Below are 19,657 nucleotides of genomic sequence, written 5' to 3' on the forward strand. Positions count from 1 at the left end.
CCAAGCACGGCTTGTGCTTGTGCCGTCAGCGACCAAGCGACCAGCCACGAGGGGCTGCGCCGTTGGCTGGAACACCCTGTTACCCATACGAGGCATGTCCCCGTCACAGCTGCATGCGATGCTGGCCCCCTGATCCCTGCCAGCGAGAACGCCCGCATGACCACCATCATCGCCCCGCGCGTGCACGACATCGGCGGCCTCGAAGTCCGCCGCGCCGTTCCCACCCTGCAGGCGCGCAGCATCGGTTCGTTCGTGTTCGTCGACCAGATGGGCCCGGCACTGATGCACCCCGGCACCGCCATCGACGTGCGCCCGCATCCGCATATCGGCCTGGCCACGGTCACCTACCTGTGGTCGGGCGCGATCGGCCACCGCGACACCCTTGGATCGGACCAGGTGATCCGTCCCGGTGACGTCAACTGGATGACCGCCGGCCGTGGCATCGCCCATTCCGAACGCACGCCACAATCGGACCGCGACCATGACAACCCGATCCACGGCATGCAGACCTGGGTCGCGCTGCCGAAATCGCACGAGGAAATCGAGCCGGCGTTCTATCACCATGCCGCGGCCACCCTGCCCGAGCAGCGCCGCAACGGCGCCTGGCTGCGGGTGATCGCTGGCCGCGCCTATGGCGAGGAATCGCCGGTGAAAGTGTTCGCCGATACGCTCAATGTGGCGATCGATCTGGACCCGGACGCGGAAATCGACATCGACGACGGCCACCGCGAGCGCGCGTTGTACATCCTTGAGGGCGACGCGCAGTTGGATGGCGTGGACATCCCCGCACAGCACCTGGTCATCCCCGAAGCCGGCGCACGCGGCCGCCTGCGCGCAAAGACACCGGTAAAGGCGATGCTGTTCGGTGGCGAGCCGCTGGATGGCCCGCGCCACCTGTGGTGGAACTTCGTGTCCAGCTCGAAGGAGCGTATCGAGCAGGCCAAGCACGATTGGGAAGCCGGTCGCTTCGGCACCATCCCCGGCGACGACAAGGAGTTCATCCCGCTGCCGCAGTACTGAGCATCGCGTGTTGCACACAGCCGAGGGTGTATTCCTGCACCCGGCGTTGACGCTACAGTCACCCGCTGATCATTGAAATGTGACATAAATCACACTTTCGACCGTCAAAGGAGTGCAACACATGAGCATGGGTAAACGCTTGTCCGCCGAATTCCTCGGCACGTTCTGGCTGGTTCTGGGTGGCTGTGGCAGTGCGGTGCTGGCCGCCAAGTTCGGTGGTGACGGCAATCCGCTGGGTATTGGCTTCCTCGGCGTGGCGCTCGCCTTCGGCCTGACCGTGGTGACCGGCGCCTATGCGTTCGGCCATATCTCCGGTGCGCACTTCAATCCGGCGGTCAGCGTCGGCCTGTGGGCGGGTGGTCGCTTCCCGACCAAGGACCTGGTGCCGTACATCATCGCCCAGGTTGCGGGCGGCCTGCTGGCCGGCTTCATCCTGCTGCAGATCGCCTCCGGCGCCAGTGGCTTCGCCATCGACGGCAGCCAGGCCGGAGCGTTCGCCAGCAATGGCTATGGCGCGCTGTCGCCCGGTGGTTACAGCGTGGCTGCGGCCTTCCTGTGCGAAGTGGTACTGACGGCGGTGTTCCTGATCGTGATCATGGGTACCACCCACGGCAAGGCACCGGCCGGGTTCGCCCCGCTGGCGATCGGCCTGTCGCTGACCCTGATCCACCTGATCAGCATCCCGGTCACCAACACGTCGGTGAACCCGGCCCGCTCCACGGCCGTGGCCTTCTTCGCCGGCAGCGGTGCGGTCAGCCAGTTGTGGCTGTTCTGGGTCGCCCCGTTGCTGGGCGGCGCGATTGGCGGCCTGATCTACAAGTGGATCGGCAACGACCGCTGATCCCCGCAGCAACCATTGCGGCCGACGGTCGGTCGCAATGGTTGCGCTTGCAACCGCGAATTGTGCGATTGCTCACGTTCCGTTAAGGTTCAGTTGACCGTCCGTGCACATGCCGGATGGGGTGGCGTCCGGGGATGGGATGCCATGGTCGCCGGCTCCGCTGGCGAAGCCAACCAATTCATCACCTTGGGGGATGCATGAAGTTCGTGCCTGTCATGTTGTCGAGCCTGCTTTTCGCTGCGGCCCAGGCCGCCGCGCAGGCGCCGTCCGAATGTCCTTCGCTGCCGGCCAGCAGCGGTCTGCAGTGGCAGCAGCAGGTGCAGGCCGATTTCCTGGTCTGCCGCGCCAGCACCCCTGATGGCCGCGAAGTGCTGAGCCTGATGCTCAGCGCGCGTGATCCGTCCATTCCGCTGAACCGCTCGCTGCGGCAGGAAAAAGGCAGCTTCGGCGGTGAATCGCTGTACTGGTACCAGCCCGACCTGGGCGGCCAGCAACCGCCGGGGTATGCCGAACGGCGCATCAGCGTGGTCAAGCTCGACAAGGGGCGTTACGCGCAGATTTCGCTGTATCCGGACAGCGCGCAGGAGCTGGGGTCACTGCAACAGCTGGCGCAGGGCATGAGCCTGACCCCGTCGGCCGTGGCCGCCGGGCGCTGAGGATGACGGGGATGACTGCTTGGCAGCATCCCCGCAGCGCGACCCGATCCAACGGTAGTGCCGGCCGCTGCCCGGCACCCCGATCCGCCTCCAGGCGAGGCAGTTGCCGGCCAGCGGCCGGTACTACGTCAGAACTTGCCTTCCTGGAAATCGACGAAGGCCTGCATCAGTTCCTGCCGCGTGTTCATCACGAACGGCCCGTGGCGCATCACCGGTTCGCGCAGCGGACGGCCGGCCACCAGGATCAGGCGCGCGCCTTCATTGCCGGCCGAGATGTGCAACTGCTCGCCACCGCCCAGCACCGCCAGTTCCTGGCGAGCGACGTCGCGCGCGGCGTCCTGCTCACCCACGGTCACGCCACCTTCGAACACGTACGCAAAGGCGTTGTGCCCTTCCGGCAGCGCATAGGTCCAGGCACGGTCGGGCGCCAACGTGATGTCGAGGTAGAGCGGGTCGGTGGCCGGTTGCACGATCGGGCCGCGGGTGCCATCGACCGTGCCAGCGATCACCTTCACCTCCACGCCCGCTTCCGGGTGCACCACGGGAATCCGCTCAGGCGCGAACTCCTGGTACTTCGGCTCGGTCATCTTCTCCTTCGCCGGCAGGTTCACCCACAGCTGGAAGCCACGCATCTGCCCGCTTTCCTGCTCGGGCATCTCCGAGTGCACCAGGCCGCGGCCAGCGGTCATCCACTGCACGCTGCCCGGGGTCAGCAGGCCTTCGTTGCCATGGTTGTCGCGATGCCGCATGCGCCCGTCGAGCATGTAGGTGACGGTCTCGAATCCGCGGTGCGGATGCTCCGGGAAACCGGCGATGTAGTCCTCGGCGCGGTCGGTGCCGAATTCATCGAGCAGCAGGAACGGATCGAGGTCGGGCAGCGTCGGGCCACCGATGACGCGGGTCAGGCGCACGCCGGCACCGTCGGAGGTGGGCATGCCACGGATGGTCCGCAGCACGCGGACCGGTTCGGGAAAGCTCATGGCGACTCCTGTTGGATGGATGCCACTGAAGATGGACGCCGCACGGCCACACGCCAATGGACGGCGCCGCAACCGATTGTTCCATCCCTGATGTTCGCTGCACGTCAGCACAACAAGCGTACGACCAAAGTACTACCGCCGATTCGTCCTGTGCCAATTGACCCTGTCGAGGGCTCGCGGGACTCTTTGACTGTCTTTCCGGGAGAGAGCACCTCATGAAAGGGTTTTCCAAAATAGGCTGGGCGGTCCTCGCCCTGCTCGGCGCCTTCTGTCTGGGCACCGTGGCCCTGCGCCGCGGCGAACACATCAATGCGCTGTGGATCGTCGTCGCCGCGGTTTCGCTGTACCTGGTGGCGTACCGCTTCTACAGCCTGTTCATCGCCAACAAGGTGATGCAGCTGGATCCGACCCGGGCCACGCCGGCGGTGATCAACAACGATGGCCTGGACTACGTGCCGACCAACAAGCACGTATTGTTCGGCCACCACTTCGCCGCCATCGCCGGCGCCGGCCCGCTGGTCGGCCCGGTCCTGGCCGCGCAGATGGGCTACCTGCCTGGACTGCTGTGGCTGGTGGTGGGCGTGGTGCTGGCCGGTGCGGTGCAGGACTTCATGGTGCTGTTCCTGTCCAGCCGTCGCAACGGCCGTTCGCTGGGCGACCTGGTAAGAGAAGAGATGGGCCAGGTACCTGGCACCATCGCGTTGTTCGGTGCGTTCCTGATCATGATCATCATCCTGGCGGTGCTGGCGATGGTGGTGGTCAAGGCGCTAGCTGAAAGCCCGTGGGGCATGTTCACGGTGATCGCGACGATGCCTATCGCCATCCTGATGGGCGTGTACATGCGCTATATCCGCCCCGGCAAGATCGGCGAGATCTCGGTGGTCGGCCTGATCCTGCTGCTGGCCGCGATCTGGTACGGCGGCAAGGTCGCCGCCGACCCGGTGTGGGGCCCGGCGTTCACGTTCACCGGCACCCAGATCACCTGGATGCTGATCGGCTACGGCTTCGTCGCATCGGTGCTGCCGGTGTGGCTGTTGCTGGCCCCGCGCGACTACCTGTCGACCTTCCTCAAGATCGGCACGATCATCGCGCTGGCCGTCGGCATCCTGATCGTGATGCCGGAACTGAAGATGCCGGCGCTGACCCAGTTCGCCGCCAGTGGCGACGGCCCGGTGTGGAAAGGCGGCATGTTCCCGTTCCTGTTCATCACCATCGCCTGCGGTGCGGTCTCTGGTTTCCATGCGCTGATCTCCTCCGGCACCACGCCGAAGCTGCTGGCCAATGAAGCGCACATGCGCTACATCGGCTACGGCGGCATGCTGATGGAATCGTTCGTGGCGGTGATGGCGCTGGTCGCGGCCTCGATCATCGATCCAGGCATCTACTTCGCGATGAACAGCCCGGCGGCGGTGATCGGCGCCGATGCGGCGTCGGCGGCGCACTACATCACCAACACCTGGGGCTTCACCATCACGCCGGAGCAGCTGACCGCGACCGCGGCGGCGATCGGCGAGCCGACCATCCTGCATCGTGCAGGTGGCGCACCGACACTCGCGGTGGGCATCGCGCAGATCCTGCACGAAGCGATCCCCAGTGGCAGCGACGCAATGATGGCGTTCTGGTACCACTTCGCGATCCTGTTCGAAGCATTGTTCATCCTGACCGCGGTGGACGCTGGCACCCGTGCCGGACGCTTCATGCTGCAGGACCTGCTGGGCAACTTCGTCCCGGCGCTGAAGAAGACCGAGTCGTGGACCGCCAACATCATCGGTACCGCCGGCTGCGTGGCGCTGTGGGGCTACCTGCTCTACACCGGTGTGGTCGATCCGTTCGGCGGCATCCAGACCTTGTGGCCGTTGTTCGGCATCTCCAACCAGATGCTGGCCGGTATCGCGCTGATGCTGGGCACGGTAGTGCTGTTCAAGATGAAGCGCGACCGCTATGCGTGGGTCACTGCGGTACCGGCGGTGTGGCTGCTGATCTGCACCACCTATGCCGGCTTCATCAAGATCTTCGACAGCAACCCGGCGCAGGGTTTCCTGGCACAGGCACACAAGTTCCAGGCCGCACTCGCCAGCGACACGATCACGGCGCCGGCCAAGTCGGTGGCGCAGATGAAGCAGATCGTGGTCAACGCCTACGTCAATACCGGCCTGACCGCGCTGTTCCTGCTGGTGGTGGGCGCAGTCCTGGTGTATTCGATCAAGACCATCCTGGCGGCACGCCGCAATCCGCAGCGCAGCGACCGCGAGACCCCTTACGTGGCGCTGAAGCCACATGAAATGGTGGATCTGTGATGAGTACGCAACTGGTTCCCGCCGGCCAGTACCAGGCGCACCGCCGCATCTGGCGGCGCCTGGTGCAGACCGCACGACTGTGCTGTGGCATTCCTGATTACGACAACTACGTCCGGCATATGCTGGAAAAGCATCCGGACCAGGAGCCGATGGACTACAAGACGTTCTTCCGCGAGCGCCAGGAAGCGCGCTACGGCGGACGCAATGGTGGCCGCTGCTGTTGAGGGCCGGGACGGTCTTTTCGCAGGCAAAAGAAGGCCGAGCGCGTGCTCGGCCCTGCACGGGCAGAGCGGGTTCGCGGCGCACGCCGCGAACCCGCAACAGGAACGTCCGGTCAGAACTCAGGCGCCGGCCATCCACTTCAGGATCAGGCCGGTGACATAGGCCAACCCGGTACCGGTGGCATAGCCCACCGTCCCCAGCAGCACCCCCACAGGCGCCAGCGTCGGATGGAAGGCCGCGGCCACCACGGGAGCCGAGGCGGCCGCCCCGATGTTGCCCTGCGAACCGATCGCGAAGAAGAACAACGGCGCGCGCAGCAGCTTGGCCACCCCCCACAGCACCAGCACGTGCGTGGCCATCCAGATCGCGCCGAGCAGGAACAGCCAAGGCCGATCCAGCAGCGACAGCAGGTTCATCTGCATGCCGATGCAGGCGATCAGGAAGTACAGGAACACCGTGCCCAACCGCGAAGCGCCTGCGGCTTCCAGCCGGCGCGCACGGGTGAAGCTCAGGCCCAGGCCCATCGCCGTGGACAGCAGGATCACCCACACGAACTGGCTGTCCAGGCTGAACTGGCTGGCCCAGCTGACGTTGGCCTTGAACCAGCCCGACAGCGGTGCGGCGATGGCGTGGGCCAGGCCGACGCCACCCAGTGCCACGCCGACGATCACCATCAGGTCGGTCATGCTGGGAATGCGCGCGTTCTGTGCCTCGTAGGCGCTGATGCGTGCCTTCATCTCGTCGATGGCACGCGTATCGGCCCCGTTGCGGGTGTCGATCTGCTGCGCGCGGTTGGCCAGGAACAGCAGGATCGCCATCCACAGGCTGGCGCAGGCCACGTCGACCACGGCGAACTGCCCGAAGGTGGTGGCATCGGTGCCGAACACTTCGCGCATGGCGACCATGTTGGCGCCGCCACCGATCCAGCTGCCGGCCAGCGCGGCCATGCCGGCCCAGGTATCACCGGCCACCGTTTCCGGATGGATCAGCTTCATCAGCTGGAAGGAGACGATCGCACCGAGCATGATGCCAGCGGTACCGGCACAGAACACAAGCAACAGCTTCGGCCCCAGCTTGATGACGCCCTTGAGGTCGATCGACAGCGTCAGCAGGACCAGCGCGGCCGGCAGCAGCACGTCACGCGCGACCGGGTTGTAGAGCGAGGTGTTGTGGCCATCGATGACACCGGCGGTGTTGTAGATGGCGGGGATGAAGTAGCACAGCAGCAGTGCCGGCACCCAGGCGAAGATCTTCTTCAACAGCGGGGTCGGACCACTGGCGGCCCAGAAGATCAGGGCCAGGGTGGCGGCAATCAGGCCCAGTCCAACGATATCGTTGCTGATCAGGGCAGTAGCGGGTTCGGTCGGCATGGGATCCTCTGTCGATCGAAGGAGCGGGGAAAAAAAAAAAAGCGCCGCATGAAGCGGCGCAGGTCGAGATTAACATTGTCTTCACGTCGGGTCATGCCGCAGCGCGGAGCAGGTCGGCCGTCCGATCAAGCGGGGCGCGAAGCGCCGAAGTCCAGGGTGACACGCGTCCCGCGCGGTTGGCGGGGCTGCAACTGCAGCGTCCAGCCCAGGTGCTCGCACAGCCGCGCGATCAGGTCCAGGCCGATGCCACTGCCTCGATCGGCACGCTCGCCGCGGGCCATGCGCGCGTGGATCGCCGCGATCTCCTCCGGGCTCATCCCATGCCCGGGGTCCTGCAGGGTCAGTACCGCCGACGAACTCAGCTGCAACTCGATATGGCCGCGGCCGCTGTTTTCGATGGCATTGCGCAGCAGGTTGCCGATCGCCGCCTGCACCACCGCCAGCGGCGCGACGATATCCACCGGCGCAGCCTGGATGCCGATGCTCAGGTCCTTGTCGCCGAGCAGGTGGCGATGGTCGTCGACGATCTCCGGCAGCAGCTGGTCCAGTGCGATGCGCTCGGCACGCGCGGCCAGGCGCGCAGGATCACGCGCCAGCACCAGCAGCAGCTCGATCAGCTGCTCCACGCTCTGTGCCGTGCGCAGGACCCGCTGCATCTGTTGGCGGGCACGTTCGGGCAGGCCCGGTTGCTCCAGCGCCAGCTCGGCTGCACCGGTCATCACTGCGATCGGCGTGCGCAGTTCGTGGCTGGCGGTACTGATGAAGACCCGCTCACGCTCGACGAACTGCTCGTTGCGGTCCAGGTAGTCGTTCAGCGCATCGGCGATGGTGTGCAGCTCGGAACTGCCGCGCGGGTCGACCTCGATGCGCTGGCCCTGAACGCCCGGCCGCAATGCGCCGATGTGCTGGGCCAGCAGGCTCAACGGGCGCACCATGCGTTCCATGCCGAAGGACGCCATCAGCACGGTGACGAAGATCATGATCACCCCGGCCAGCATCACCCAGCGCGTGGCGAACTGCTCCAGGTCATGGAAGTCGGAGATGTCCAGCGCCAGCGCGACCCGTCCCATCGACCGGGTCTCGCGCACCATCACCGCCGTCTCCCGGCCTTTGATCATCACGCCGTCGTGAAGGCCCGGATGCAGCGTACGCAGGCTGTCAGGCAGGTTGACTGCATCGAAGCGGTACAGGCTGAGCGTGTCCGAATCCTGCCAGCGATAGTGCGGTTCATGCTCGACGTGCTCGACGATGCTGTCCAGTTCGGAGTTGAGCAGCGCACGCCAGGCGGCATGTTCGGCGTGTTCGTGCACGTAGTTGCCGACGCTGAACACAGCGATCGACAGCAGGGCCAGGTAGCCCAGCAACCACCACACCACGCGCCGGTACAGCGGGCCCGGCCTACGCGCCTTCATCATCATCCTTGCCTGCATCGGCGGCCGCGGTCACCGCAAGGCGGTAACCAACCCGCGGCAGGGTGTGGATCAGCTTGTCGGCAAACGGACCATCGACGCTGCGGCGCAGCTCATAGACATGCGAGCGCAGCAGGTCACCATCCGGTGGCTCGTCACCCCACAGGGCGAACTCCAGCTGTTGGCGGGTGACCGCACCGGGGCTGGCGCGCATCAGCACCTCCAGCAGCTTCCGGCAGGCCGGGTAGAGGTGGAGCACCTGACCACCCCGCTGGGCTTCGAGGGTCGCCAGGTCCAGCACCAGGTCGCCCACCTGCAGGCGCTTGCGCGGGTTCCGGCCCTGCGCACGCAGCAGCAGCGCCTCCAGCCGAACTTCCAGCTCGGGCAGGGCGAACGGCTTGGTCAGGTAATCGTCGGCACCCGCGCGGAAGCCGGTGATCTTGTCCGGCAGTTCGTCGCGCGCGGTCAGCATGATCACCGGCACCTCCGAAGCCTGCTCGGCGCGCAGGCGACGCAGCACCTCCGGCCCCTCCATGCGCGGCAGCATCCAGTCCAGGATCACCGCGTCGTAGGGATGGCTGCCGGCCAGGTGCAGGCCGGTGATGCCGTCCGGGGCCACGTCGAGCACGTGCCCGCGCGACTCGAAGTAGTCGAACAGGTTGGCCACCAGCTGGCGGTTGTCCTCGATCACCAACAGACGCATGCACGAAACATCCACGGAACTTCGTACCATGGTAGCGCTGCCCATGTCGGAATGCGGTCGCCCCGGCCTCCTCTGACGCTTTTCCAACCCCCGCCACCTCAGAATGGCCGTTTTGCTCCCGGAGCCTGCCGTGCCCGTAGTCCTGCCCCGCCGTTGGCGCCTGCCCCTGTTGTGGCTGTTGATCGTTGCTGCGCTGGCAGCGGGGATCGGCCTTCGGCAGCCGCAGCCACCGGACGAGCCGCGCTTCGTGCTGGCGGCCCGCACCATGGTCGAGAGTGGGCAATGGCTGCTGCCGCACCGGGGCGTGGAGCTGTATGCGGAGAAGCCACCGGTCTTCATGTGGCTGCAGGCGGCGGCCTACGAGATCGTCGGCAGCTGGCAGTGGTCGTTCCTGCTGCCATCGCTGCTGGGCGCCCTGCTCAGCCTGTGGTTGGTGTCGGATCTGGCACGCCGACTGTGGTCACCGCGGCATTCCCTGTACGCCCTGGCGGCGCTGTTCTGCACCCTGCAGTTTGGCCTGATGGCCAAGCGCGCGCAGATCGACATGGTGCTGGTCGGCATGACCACGGTGGCCCTGTGGGGCTTGATGCGCCACCTGTGCGAACGCCGCAACCTGGCTGCCTTGTGGCTGGCGGGGTTCGCCGCTGGCCTCGGCACGGTGACCAAAGGCGTGGGTTTCCTGCCGCTGCTGATGGTCCTGCCGTGGTTCGGCTGGTGGCTGTACCAGCGTCGCCGCGGGCGCAGCGTTGACGGCCCCCACCCGGCAACGCTGCTGTGGCTGATCCCGGCCTTCCTGCTGGGCGTGTCGGTGTGGCTTGCGCCGCTGGGCTGGGCCCTGCTGCACACGCCCAACGCCGAACTGCAGGCCTACGCGCATGAGCTGTTGTTCAAGCAGACCGGTACCCGCTATGCCAACGCCTGGCACCATCGCCAACCGGCCTGGTACTACCTGCAGGTGATCCTGACCCTGTGGCTGCCGGGCAGCCTGCTGCTGCCGCTGCTGTTCAAGCCGTGGTGGCGCCGCATCCGCCGGGGCGACCGCCGGCAGTGGCTGCTGCTGGGTTGGGCGCTGCTGGTGCTGGTGTTCTTCAGCGCCAGCCCGGGCAAGCGCGAGGTCTATGTGCTGCCGATGCTGCCTGCGATGGCACTGGCGGTTGCGCCGTTGTTGCCGGGCTTGCTGCGCCGGCTGTGCGTGCGCCGGTATCTGTTCGGCTACAGCGTGGTGCTGATGCTGGCCACCGGCGTGCTCGGCGTGATGCTGATGACCGAGCACCCGTGGGCCTTGGCGCAACTGGAGCGCCGGGCCATGCCCGATACGCTGCTGCCGGTGCTGGGTGATGGCCTGCTGACCTTCGCCATCGCGCTGGCCACGTTGGCCGTCTGGTTGCGGGTGCGCCGCGCCACGACCCTGGTGCTGCTGACCCACGGCATGCTGTGGATGCTCTACGGCCTGGTGCTGATCCCGGCACTGGATCCCTACGCATCGGCATCGGCGCTGATGCGCCGCGTCGGCGCGCGGATCGGTCCGGACGCCGAATTGGCGCTGGTCGCCTGGCGCGAGCAGAACCTGCTGCAGGCTGACCGCCCGGTACGCGAGTTCGGCTTCAAGCGGCCCTGGGCCGAGCAATGGCACGATGCCGGCCCCTGGCTCGCCGAAGCGCCGGACAAGCGCTGGTTGCTGGTGCTGGACGAGGCGATGAGTCCCTGCGTAGACCGGGCCAAGGTGATCGACATCGGCATGGCCAACAGGAATCGTTGGCAACTGCTTCCCGGTACGGCCTGGGACCCGCAATGCCACGCCGAACGGGCCGGCTCGACCGCCGAAGAAGACTGAACGTTGACTCGTGCCGGGGAAATCATTAACCCGGCGCGAACGAGCGTCCGACCCTTCTCCGACATGCAGGTGACGAGCATGGCTGCGGATTCCCGAACCCGCCTTCCCTCAGCATGCCCGTTCGTCCCCTTGATTCGATCGCGCCGCTTGCGTCATCGCCACTGGCGTCAAGATTCGCCGTAACTCACTTTTGGCTGCCTGTCGCAATCGGTCTGCCCGTGTTTGCGCTGCTGATGGGGTTCGGCGGCGACCAGTGGGTGGCCGATCACCTGTTCCGCCTTGAGGGCAGCCGATGGGTGCTACAGGACGCCTGGATCACCCGCACGGTGGTGCACAAGGCCGGCAAATGGCTGAGCACGTCAGCGGCCTTGGTCGCGATCCTGCTGTGCTTCCACCACTGGCGTAAAGGACGCGATCACACCCTGCGGTGGGCGCTGCTTTATGTCGTACTTGCCCTGGCGCTGGGCACCGGCGTGATCTCCCTGCTGAAGTCACTGGTGCCGATGGAATGCCCTTGGGACTTGCTGCGCTACGGCGGCCACCAGCCATTTATCGGGCTTTTCACCGCACGCCCCGCTGGCATGGCCGCGCAGGCCTGCTTCCCGGCCGGGCACGCCAGTGCCGGCTACGCCTGGCTGTGCCTGTACTATTTCGCCCTCCTATGGCGCCCGTCGTGGCGCTGGGCCGGGTTGTGGATCGGCCTCGGCGCCGGTTTGGTGTTCGGCATCGGCCAGCAGCTGCGCGGTGCGCATTTCCTTTCGCATGACGTCGCCACTGCATTGATCTGCTGGCTGCTTTCGCTCGGCCTCTATCTGATCGCCAAGCGCGTCCTGACACACCGTCAACTGAACCATGCCAACCGCCAGGAGGCAAACGCATGAGCGCATCGGTCCAACGGCCCGCCCGCCTCCCCGCCCTTGCGGGTCTGCGCCACTGGCGGCCGCAGCTGTCCACCGAAGCGCTGATCGCGCTGACCAGCCTGTTCTTCGCGGTGGCCGGCAATGGCCTGTTCTGGCACAGCGCGATGGCCAGCCATCCAGGCAGCCTGCGCTACGCGCTTTCGCTGCTGCTGTTGCTGCTGGGTGCTCACGGCGTGCTGCTGGGCATCCTGGTCTGGCGCTGGAACGCCAAGGTGGTGATCAGCCTGTTGCTGCTGGTGACCGCATTCGCCGCGCACTACATGAGTCGCTACCACATCTACCTGGATGCGGACATGCTGCGCAACGTGCTGGCGACGGACCCCAAGGAAAGCCGCGAGCTGATGACCGTGTCGCTGCTGTGGCCGGTACTGTTGCTGGCCGTGTTGCCGATGGCGGTGTTGTGGCGCGTGCAGCTGCGTCGCCGCAGCTGGGGCCGCACCCTGCTGTGGCGGCTGGGCTTCCTGCTGGTGGCCGCGGTAACCGCCGTCGGCGGCGCGTTGATCTCGTTCCAGGATGTTTCAGCACTGATGCGCAACCAGCGCGAAGTGCGTTACCTCGCCACCCCGGCCAACGTGCTGCTGGGCATGCCGCGTGCGCTGCGTGGCGACAACCCGGTGCAGCGCGCACCGAAGCTGCCGATCGGCACCGACGCCAAGGCCACTCCGCGAGCGCCGGCCAGCAAGCCGCGCCTGCTGGTGATCGTCATGGGCGAGACCGTGCGTGCGCAGAACTGGGGCCTCAACGGTGGCCGCAACACCACTCCGGAACTGGCGCAGGCCAGCGTGATCAATTTCCCGGACATGCATTCGTGCGGCACCAGCACGGAGGTCTCGCTGCCGTGCCTGTTCTCGCCGTGGGGCCGCCACGACTACGACGAGAAGAAGATCCGTGCGCACCAGTCGCTGCTGCACGTACTGAACCGCGCCGGCATCGCGCCGCTGTGGCGTGACAACCAGTCCGGCTGCAAGGGCGTGTGCGAGGGCCTGGACTTCCAGTCATTGTCCGACGCCACCACACCCGGCCTGTGCGCCGATGGCCGCTGCATGGACGAGATCCTGCTGCAGGACCTGGCCACCCAGGTGCGGGCCAAGCCCGGCGACCGGGTCGTGGTGCTGCACCAGCTGGGCAACCACGGCCCGGCCTATTTCGAGCGCTATCCGCCCGCGTTCCGCCGCTTCACCCCGACCTGCGACACCCGTGACATCGGCCGCTGCTCGCGCGACGAGATCACCAACAGCTATGACAACGCCGTGCTGTACACCGATCACTTCCTGACCAAGACCATCGGCACGCTGCAGGGCATGCAGGACTACGACACGGCGATGATCTACCTGTCCGACCATGGTGAATCGCTGGGCGAGAAGGGCCTGTTCCTGCATGGCGTGCCGTATGCGATCGCACCGGCCGAGCAGACCCGCGTACCGATGACGATGTGGTTCTCGCCGGGCTTCGCCAGCAGCCGTGGGTTGGACCTGCAGTGCGTGCGCAAGCGTTCGGCGGCCTATACAGACCACGACAACCTGTTCCCGTCGGTGCTGGGCCTGATGCAGGTTAAGACGGCGCTGTACGAGCGCGACCGCGACGTGTTCGCCAACTGCGAAGGTTGAGGGGTGTTTGGCAGGGCTTGCAGCCCTGCACCTGCAGGGGCAACGGCAACGGCCGAAGCAACAGCAGAAGCGGGTTTCCTGAGGGGTGGCGGGGTGGGTCCGGTTGCGGGGGACGCTGCAAGTACGTCCATGTAAGCTCGGTCGCCGCATCCATGCGGCTCACGCCCCCGCAACCGGCCCCACCCCGCCTTCGACAGTTTTCCGCGATCTGTTGGAACGATCTTGGGGTCAGATCCGTTTTCCGGAAGAAAACGGATCTGACCCCATTTTGATTGTCGATACCTGACAGATGTGTCGACCAGGGTCGACACCTACCAACAGCCGCCACGATCTGTCAGACGTGGGGCGGTGTGGGCTTGCAGGACCGTTGGCGCCATGGATGGCGCCATCGAGCCCCCATGGATGGGTTTACAGCGTGTCCTGCAAGCCCACACCGCCGCGCCATCCCACGGATACCCCGCTGTTGCGGTTGCTTCGGCGGTTGCTGTTGCTTGTGCTCTGGCCTCTGCGGGTGCCGGGCGCCGCCCGGCTGACGTCCGCCACTTGCGGTGGCAGCGACGGCCTACTAGCCTTCGGCCGTCGTTCACCACCCAAGGACCGCCCGTGAAACACCGTCATCTCCTGCTGGCCTCGGCAATCGCCGCCGCCACGCTGGCCCTGGCCGCCTGCAAGAAGGAAGCTGCCCCAGGCACCGATACCGCCAGCAGCAGCGCTCCGGCCGGTGAAACCGCCGACCAGTTCGTGGCCCGCATCAATGCCGAATTCAAGGCCGCTTACCCGGAGATGACCTCGGCGCAGTGGCTGTCCTCCACCTACATCAACGGTGATTCGGAACGCATTGCGGCCAAGGCCAACGAGCGTTCGCTGACGCAGCTCAACAGCTGGATCGAACAGGCCGCCAAGTTCGACGGCAAGCCGATGAGCGAGGACAGCAAGCGCGCGATCCACCTGCTGAAGCTGATGTCCTCGATGCCTGCACCGCGCGACCCGGCCAAGCTGGCCGAGCTGACCCAGATCGCCACGCGCATGGAAGGCAGCTACGGTGCCGGCAAGTACTGCACCGATGCCAATGATCCGAACTCCTGCCGCCAGCTGGGCGAGCTGGAACAGGTGCTGGCGCGCAGCCGCGACTATGACAAGCAGCTCGACGCCTGGCAGGGCTGGCACAGCACCACCAAGAGCATGCGCGGCGACTACCAGAAGTTCGTCGGCCTGGTGAACGAAGGCGCCAAGGGCATGGGCTTTGCCGACGCCGGCCAGATGTGGCGCAGCGGCTACGACATGCCGCCGGAGCAGATCGGCCCGGAAACCGACCGGCTCTGGGAACAGGTCAAGCCGATGTACGAGCAGCTGCACTGCTATGCACGCGGCAAGCTGGACAAGACCTACGGCAAGGACAAGGCCGAAGTGGGCAACGGCCTGATTGCCGCGCACCTGCTGGGCAACATGTGGCAGCAGGACTGGTCGAACCTGTGGGACCAGCTGGAACCGTACCCGGGTGCCGGCAGCCTGGACATCACCGCTGCACTGGAAAAGCAGTACCAGGCCAACCTGAGCGCGGCGCTGGCCAAGGCCGGCAAGGACGCCAACGTGGCGGCGCAGTACAAGGCCCAGCGCGAAGCCGAACTGCGTACCGCCAAGCAGATGACCGAACGCGCACAGGACTTCTATGTGTCGCTGGGCATGCCGTCGCTGCCGCAGTCGTACTGGGAACGCACCCAGTTCATCAAGCCCGACGACCGCGATGTGGTCTGCCACGCCAGCGCCTGGGACATGAACATGGAAGGCGATGTGCGCACCAAGATGTGCATCAAGCCGAACGAAGAGAACTTCACCACCATCTACCACGAGCTGGGCCATATCTATTACGACCTGGCCTACAACCCGCTGCCGCCGCTGTTCCAGGGCGGTGCCAACGATGGCTTCCATGAGGCGATCGGCGACACCATCGTGCTGGCGATGACGCCCAAGTACCTCAGCTCGATCGGCCTGGTCGATGCACCGACCGAGAGCCGCGAAGCGGTCATCAACAACCAGATGCGCATGGCGCTGTCGGGCGTGTCGTTCCTGCCGTTCGGGCTGATGATCGACCGCTGGCGCTGGGGCGTGTTCGATGGTTCGATCACCGCCGACAACTACAACAAGGCGTGGTGGGACCTGAAGGCCAGGTACCAGGGCGTGGCCCCGGCCAGCCCCCGTGGCGAGGAATTCTTCGATCCGGGCGCGAAGTACCACGTGCCGGGCAACACCCCCTACACCCGCTACTTCCTGGCCCGCATCCTGCAGTTCCAGTTCTACAAGGGCCTGTGCGATGCAGCCGGCTACAAGGGCCCGCTGCACGAGTGCACCTTCTACGGCAACAAGGAAGCCGGCCAGAAATACTGGGCGATGCTGAGCAAGGGTGCCAGCCAGCCGTGGCAGGCCACGCTGAAGGAGCTGACCGGCACCGACAAGCTCGATGCCGGCCCGATGATCGAGTACTTCACTCCGGTCAACGAGTGGCTGAAGCAGCAGAACGAAGGCCAGATGTGTGGCTGGCAGGCCAACGCGGCCCCGGCGGCGAAATGAGAAAAGGGGCGGATCCGCAAGGATCCGCCCCTTTTCCGTGTTGTAGAGCCGAGCCATGCTCGGCTCTACAGATTCGGCGCGATCAGCTGTCCTTCTTCGCCGCCATCGCCGCGGCCAGTTCCGCCTTGAATTCCTCGAAGGTCTGGCCCTTCTCTTTCGCTTCGGCGTGCGCGGCGTCGCGCAGCGCATCGGAGTACATCAGGCGCACCGGCGTGCCGTTGCGCTCGTGCAGTTCACCGGCCTGCATGATCAGCGCCAGTACCTGTGCGGCGGAGTCACTGTGGCCGGCGATACGGCCGTCCATGCCCAGCACCCATTCGCCGTCGCGGCGCACGACACCGGCCAGCAGGGTGCGCTGCGCGTCGCGCAGTTCGGCATGCGGCTCCACCGGCGAGGCCTGGGCAGCGGCCTTGTTGGCGGCCTGCTTTTCCTGGCGACGGCGCTGGTCGCGGCGGGTCTTGGAGCTGGTGGACATGGTGCAATACCGCTGCGAGGGGGGCGCAAGGATAGCGCACCCCACCCGCCACGCCGCTTCACACCCCCTCAATCCAGCACTTTGCCGTGCCGCCAGTAGCCCATGAAGCTGATCGCGCGGCGATCCAGCCCGCAGTCGCGGACCAGATGGCGACGGATCGCCATCACCGCCGCCGCCTCGCCTGCCACCCAGGCATACAGCGGCCCGGCCACGCTGGCATCGGCCTGCTCCCAGAGGATCTGGGCATCGACATCGATCTCCTCCAGCTCATCGCCGGCAACCACGCTGGAAGCCGCCGCAAGCCGCGCCTGCACCGCTTGCAGCAGGGGCGCCCCGTAAGCCGCCTGTCCGCGCGGCAGCCAGACCAGCTCGGCCGTGGCCGGCGCCTTCAGCGGCACCGCGTCGCCGGCCTGCGCCACTTCCAGCAGCGCCAGCGTACGCGGCGGATCCACCATGGCCGCCAGTTCCTCAAGAATGCCGGCCACCGCCGGTAACGCGGTTTCATCGGCCACCAGCAGCACCTGGCCGACGCCGGCCGGCGGCTTCCATTCCCAACCTTCGCTGCTGTCGGCACAGTCGGCATCGGGAGCCAGCAACACCACACGGTCGCCGGGGCGTGCATGGATGGCCCAGCGCGAGGCCGGCCCGGTCTCGCCATGCAGCACGAAATCAACATCGACTTCGCCCAGCTCTGCACGCAGCTGGCGGATGGTATAGGTGCGCATCGGCGGGCGCTGATCGTCCGGCAGCGCCCGGTAGCGGGGATACCAGTCCTCGCCGCTGGGCACCTGTGGCAGGTCCTGCCCGGGCAAGGGGAAGAATACCTTGATGCGCTGGTCCGGGCCTTCGGTCTTCATCCGCGCCACGTCGGCGCCGGTGAACACCATGCGGTCCAGGGAAGGGGAAAGAACGCGGCGCTCCTTCAGCGCCACCTCGAACAGGCGGTAGGTCTGCTGCGCAGCCATGGCGAAACCTCATGCAACGACATTGGGTCGGCTGGCTGTCGTGCACCCACGCACCGGCTGGCTGGAATGCCCAGCCTAGTCCGGCCGTTCCCTGCCGCAAGTGTTTCGGGCATCGCGGCCCACCCTACCCCTGCGCGCTGCTCAGTGACCCGTGCAGGCTGCCTGCGCCGCGCGCTCGCGCTGGTGTTCCCAGTACCAGAACACGAAACCGGCGCCGAAGAACGCCGCCTGGCCCAGTGCCAGGTGCAGCGGGCTGCCGCTCAGCAGTGGTGACACCACGCCGGCCACCACGGTGCTGATCATCAGCTGCACGAAGGCCTGCAGCGACGAGGCCAGGCCGCGCTGATGCGGGTACATGTCCAGCACCGCCAGCGCCAGGATCGGGAAGATCAGCGCCATGCCCATGCCACCCAGGAAGATCGGCAGTACCGCCCATGGCAGCACGAACTGTGGCGACAGCACCACGTAGCCAACGTTCAACAGCACTGACAATGCGCACAGGCCGAAACCAATGGAGACCTGGCGGGTGGGCGTGGTGTGCCCGGCCATGCGCCCGGACAGGAATGAGCCGGTGGTCATGCCGCCGATGGTCGGGATGAACAACCAGGCGAAACCGCCCTCGCCCAGGTGCAGGTGCTGCATCACGAACACCGGCGCCGAGGAGATGTACAGGAAGATTCCACCAAAGCCGATGCTGCCGGCCAGCGCCAGGCGCAGGAAGCGTGGATTGAAACCGATGCGCACGTAATCACGCAGCAGCACGCGCGGCGACAACGGCACGCGCGCTTCGACGGGATGGGTCTCGGGCAGGTAGCGTGCAGTGGCCGCCAGCAGGACCAGCCCGAACACCACCAGGAACCAGAAGATCAGCGGCCACCCCGCGCCACTGAGCAGGATCCAGCCACCGATGATCGGCGCGATGGCCGGGGCGATGCCGAACAGCATGGACACCTGGCTCATCAGCCGCTGCGCGTCATGGCCGTGGTACAGATCGCGGATCACCGCGCGGCCGACGATCATGCCGACACCCGCCGACAGGCCCTGCAGCGCACGGAACGCCAGCAGCGTGGTCAGGTCGGTGGACAGTGCGCAGCCCACCGAGGCGCCGACGAACACCACCAGGCCACCGAGGATCACCCGCTTGCGGCCCCAGGCGTCGGACAGCGGACCGTGCGCCAGGCTCATCAGGCCGTAGAACAGCAGGTAGACGCTGATGGTCTGCTGCACCGCCACCTCGTCCACCGCCAGGCGCTGGGCCAGCTGCGGGAAGGCCGGGAAGATGGTGTCGATCGAGAACGGGCCGAACATGGCCAGGCCGGCAAGCAGCAGGGCCATGCGGCGGGTGGAGGGAGCAACAGCGGCGGTCATGGGAAAGGCGTCCGGCAGGGCCATGCGCGGCACGCACGGCGGGCGCCGGTCCCTGTCTGCAGGGAGGGCGCCAGATGAATTCGGGTATCTGGCCATCATAGGTGGGGATTGCGCCTGATGCCATGCAGCGATGCACAAAACGCACGTCCGGGCCATCGGCCATTCAGGCGCAGCGGCCAGGCCCGTAGACGGCCAGCGGGCCCGCAACGGGCTATAATCGGCGGGCAACACGGTGGGAGAAGCGGAACACCGCTGCCGAAGGCGCAACGCCCGTAATCGCTCAGGCCCGATACCACCCGTAACAGAACTCTGGAGAGACCGGTTCGATCCGGCGCCGAAGGGGCACGAAGCTGCGGTTTTCCGCGCTTCCAAACTCTCAGGCAAAAGGACAGAGGGGCGCCCCGCAGACCGCCGACCGGCGG

Annotated in this window: 16 protein-coding genes and 1 riboswitch; of the genes, 9 read left to right on the forward strand and 7 right to left on the reverse strand. The window is 66.4% G+C overall.

Annotated elements, in window-relative coordinates; all coding sequences use genetic code 11:
* Positions 1 to 156 precede the first annotated feature (156 nt).
* The 3 genes from ACSDHM_RS13535 (at position 157) to ACSDHM_RS13545 (ending at position 2,517) form a co-directional block, all read left to right on the forward strand.
* On the forward strand, positions 157 to 1,020 hold the full coding sequence (locus ACSDHM_RS13535) for a pirin family protein (RefSeq protein WP_134972112.1): 864 nt from the start codon (positions 157 to 159) through the stop codon (positions 1,018 to 1,020).
* Between the two features lie 121 nt (positions 1,021 to 1,141).
* Positions 1,142 to 1,861, forward strand: coding sequence for an aquaporin Z (gene aqpZ, locus ACSDHM_RS13540; RefSeq protein WP_134972113.1), 720 nt, complete (start codon positions 1,142 to 1,144; stop codon positions 1,859 to 1,861).
* 197 nt (positions 1,862 to 2,058) lie between these two features.
* Positions 2,059 to 2,517, forward strand: coding sequence for a hypothetical protein (locus ACSDHM_RS13545; RefSeq protein WP_049414687.1), 459 nt, complete (start codon positions 2,059 to 2,061; stop codon positions 2,515 to 2,517).
* 128 nt (positions 2,518 to 2,645) lie between these two features.
* Here the strand turns inward: ACSDHM_RS13545 and ACSDHM_RS13550 are convergent, their stop codons facing one another.
* Complete coding sequence (locus tag ACSDHM_RS13550) at positions 2,646 to 3,497, reverse strand: pirin family protein (protein ID WP_053499689.1); 852 nt, start codon at positions 3,495 to 3,497, stop codon at positions 2,646 to 2,648.
* Between the two features lie 215 nt (positions 3,498 to 3,712).
* Between ACSDHM_RS13550 and ACSDHM_RS13555 the strand changes: the two genes are divergently transcribed.
* Both ACSDHM_RS13555 and ACSDHM_RS13560 read left to right on the forward strand, forming a co-directional pair.
* Entirely contained in the window at positions 3,713 to 5,794 is a 2,082-nt protein-coding gene (locus tag ACSDHM_RS13555) for a carbon starvation CstA family protein (RefSeq protein ID WP_005418274.1), read from the forward strand.
* On the forward strand, positions 5,794 to 6,018 hold the full coding sequence (locus tag ACSDHM_RS13560; protein ID WP_005410613.1) for a YbdD/YjiX family protein: 225 nt from the start codon (positions 5,794 to 5,796) through the stop codon (positions 6,016 to 6,018). Before ACSDHM_RS13555 ends, ACSDHM_RS13560 begins: the two co-directional genes overlap by 1 nt.
* A 117-nt stretch (positions 6,019 to 6,135) precedes the next feature.
* On the opposite strand, the gene ACSDHM_RS13565 is transcribed toward ACSDHM_RS13560, so the two are convergent.
* The 3 genes from ACSDHM_RS13565 to ACSDHM_RS13575 all read right to left on the reverse strand — a co-directional run bounded on the left by ACSDHM_RS13565 (position 6,136) and on the right by ACSDHM_RS13575 (position 9,498).
* A complete protein-coding gene (locus ACSDHM_RS13565; protein WP_072169169.1) occupies positions 6,136 to 7,386 on the reverse strand; it encodes a DUF819 family protein in 1,251 nt (416 codons plus the stop codon).
* Positions 7,387 to 7,511: 125 nt separating this feature from the next.
* Positions 7,512 to 8,798 carry a sensor histidine kinase gene (locus tag ACSDHM_RS13570; protein WP_088497636.1) on the reverse strand — a complete coding sequence of 429 codons (1,287 nt, stop codon included), beginning with the start codon at positions 8,796 to 8,798 and terminating at the stop codon, positions 7,512 to 7,514.
* A complete protein-coding gene (locus ACSDHM_RS13575) occupies positions 8,785 to 9,498 on the reverse strand; it encodes a response regulator transcription factor (protein ID WP_072169171.1) in 714 nt (237 codons plus the stop codon). The genes ACSDHM_RS13570 and ACSDHM_RS13575 overlap by 14 nt, the downstream gene beginning before the upstream one ends.
* 130 nt (positions 9,499 to 9,628) lie before the next feature.
* Between ACSDHM_RS13575 and ACSDHM_RS13580 the strand changes: the two genes are divergently transcribed.
* From ACSDHM_RS13580 to ACSDHM_RS13595, 4 genes are all read left to right on the forward strand, one after another.
* Complete coding sequence (locus tag ACSDHM_RS13580) at positions 9,629 to 11,332, forward strand: ArnT family glycosyltransferase (protein WP_439426325.1); 1,704 nt, start codon at positions 9,629 to 9,631, stop codon at positions 11,330 to 11,332.
* Positions 11,333 to 11,445: 113 nt separating this feature from the next.
* Complete coding sequence (locus tag ACSDHM_RS13585; RefSeq protein ID WP_227837263.1) at positions 11,446 to 12,213, forward strand: phosphatase PAP2 family protein; 768 nt, start codon at positions 11,446 to 11,448, stop codon at positions 12,211 to 12,213.
* On the forward strand, positions 12,210 to 13,859 hold the full coding sequence (locus ACSDHM_RS13590; protein ID WP_088497634.1) for a phosphoethanolamine transferase: 1,650 nt from the start codon (positions 12,210 to 12,212) through the stop codon (positions 13,857 to 13,859). Before ACSDHM_RS13585 ends, ACSDHM_RS13590 begins: the two co-directional genes overlap by 4 nt.
* A gap of 603 nt (positions 13,860 to 14,462) precedes the next feature.
* Entirely contained in the window at positions 14,463 to 16,427 is a 1,965-nt protein-coding gene (locus ACSDHM_RS13595; protein ID WP_439426326.1) for a M2 family metallopeptidase, read from the forward strand.
* A gap of 82 nt (positions 16,428 to 16,509) precedes the next feature.
* On the opposite strand, the gene ACSDHM_RS13600 is transcribed toward ACSDHM_RS13595, so the two are convergent.
* The 3 genes from ACSDHM_RS13600 to ACSDHM_RS13610 form a co-directional block, all read right to left on the reverse strand.
* Positions 16,510 to 16,902 (reverse strand): hypothetical protein, encoded by a 393-nt coding sequence (locus ACSDHM_RS13600; RefSeq protein WP_005418286.1) that lies wholly within the window; start codon positions 16,900 to 16,902, stop codon positions 16,510 to 16,512.
* 68 nt (positions 16,903 to 16,970) lie between these two features.
* Positions 16,971 to 17,867 carry a siderophore-interacting protein gene (locus ACSDHM_RS13605; protein ID WP_439426327.1) on the reverse strand — a complete coding sequence of 299 codons (897 nt, stop codon included), beginning with the start codon at positions 17,865 to 17,867 and terminating at the stop codon, positions 16,971 to 16,973.
* 141 nt (positions 17,868 to 18,008) lie between these two features.
* A complete protein-coding gene (locus ACSDHM_RS13610; RefSeq protein ID WP_072168607.1) occupies positions 18,009 to 19,235 on the reverse strand; it encodes a multidrug effflux MFS transporter in 1,227 nt (408 codons plus the stop codon).
* Positions 19,236 to 19,534: 299 nt separating this feature from the next.
* Positions 19,535 to 19,637: riboswitch (glycine riboswitch) on the forward strand.
* Positions 19,638 to 19,657: the final 20 nt, after the last annotated feature.

Origin of the sequence: Stenotrophomonas sp. T8 (assembly GCF_051853085.1) — a bacterium.
Lineage (GTDB): Bacteria > Pseudomonadota > Gammaproteobacteria > Xanthomonadales > Xanthomonadaceae > Stenotrophomonas > Stenotrophomonas sepilia.

Coding starts and splice junctions, on each gene's coding strand:
- ACSDHM_RS13610 (WP_072168607.1), bottom strand. CDS start 19,235: ATGACCGCCGCTGTTGCTCCCTCCACCCGCCGCATGGCCCTGCTGCTT.
- ACSDHM_RS13535 (WP_134972112.1), top strand. CDS start 157: ATGACCACCATCATCGCCCCGCGCGTGCACGACATCGGCGGCCTCGAA.
- ACSDHM_RS13545 (WP_049414687.1), top strand. CDS start 2,059: ATGAAGTTCGTGCCTGTCATGTTGTCGAGCCTGCTTTTCGCTGCGGCC.
- ACSDHM_RS13605 (WP_439426327.1), bottom strand. CDS start 17,867: ATGGCTGCGCAGCAGACCTACCGCCTGTTCGAGGTGGCGCTGAAGGAG.
- ACSDHM_RS13565 (WP_072169169.1), bottom strand. CDS start 7,386: ATGCCGACCGAACCCGCTACTGCCCTGATCAGCAACGATATCGTTGGA.
- ACSDHM_RS13570 (WP_088497636.1), bottom strand. CDS start 8,798: ATGAAGGCGCGTAGGCCGGGCCCGCTGTACCGGCGCGTGGTGTGGTGG.
- aqpZ (WP_134972113.1), top strand. CDS start 1,142: ATGAGCATGGGTAAACGCTTGTCCGCCGAATTCCTCGGCACGTTCTGG.
- ACSDHM_RS13590 (WP_088497634.1), top strand. CDS start 12,210: ATGAGCGCATCGGTCCAACGGCCCGCCCGCCTCCCCGCCCTTGCGGGT.
- ACSDHM_RS13600 (WP_005418286.1), bottom strand. CDS start 16,902: ATGTCCACCAGCTCCAAGACCCGCCGCGACCAGCGCCGTCGCCAGGAA.
- ACSDHM_RS13560 (WP_005410613.1), top strand. CDS start 5,794: ATGAGTACGCAACTGGTTCCCGCCGGCCAGTACCAGGCGCACCGCCGC.
- ACSDHM_RS13555 (WP_005418274.1), top strand. CDS start 3,713: ATGAAAGGGTTTTCCAAAATAGGCTGGGCGGTCCTCGCCCTGCTCGGC.
- ACSDHM_RS13550 (WP_053499689.1), bottom strand. CDS start 3,497: ATGAGCTTTCCCGAACCGGTCCGCGTGCTGCGGACCATCCGTGGCATG.
- ACSDHM_RS13575 (WP_072169171.1), bottom strand. CDS start 9,498: ATGCGTCTGTTGGTGATCGAGGACAACCGCCAGCTGGTGGCCAACCTG.
- ACSDHM_RS13585 (WP_227837263.1), top strand. CDS start 11,446: ATGCCCGTTCGTCCCCTTGATTCGATCGCGCCGCTTGCGTCATCGCCA.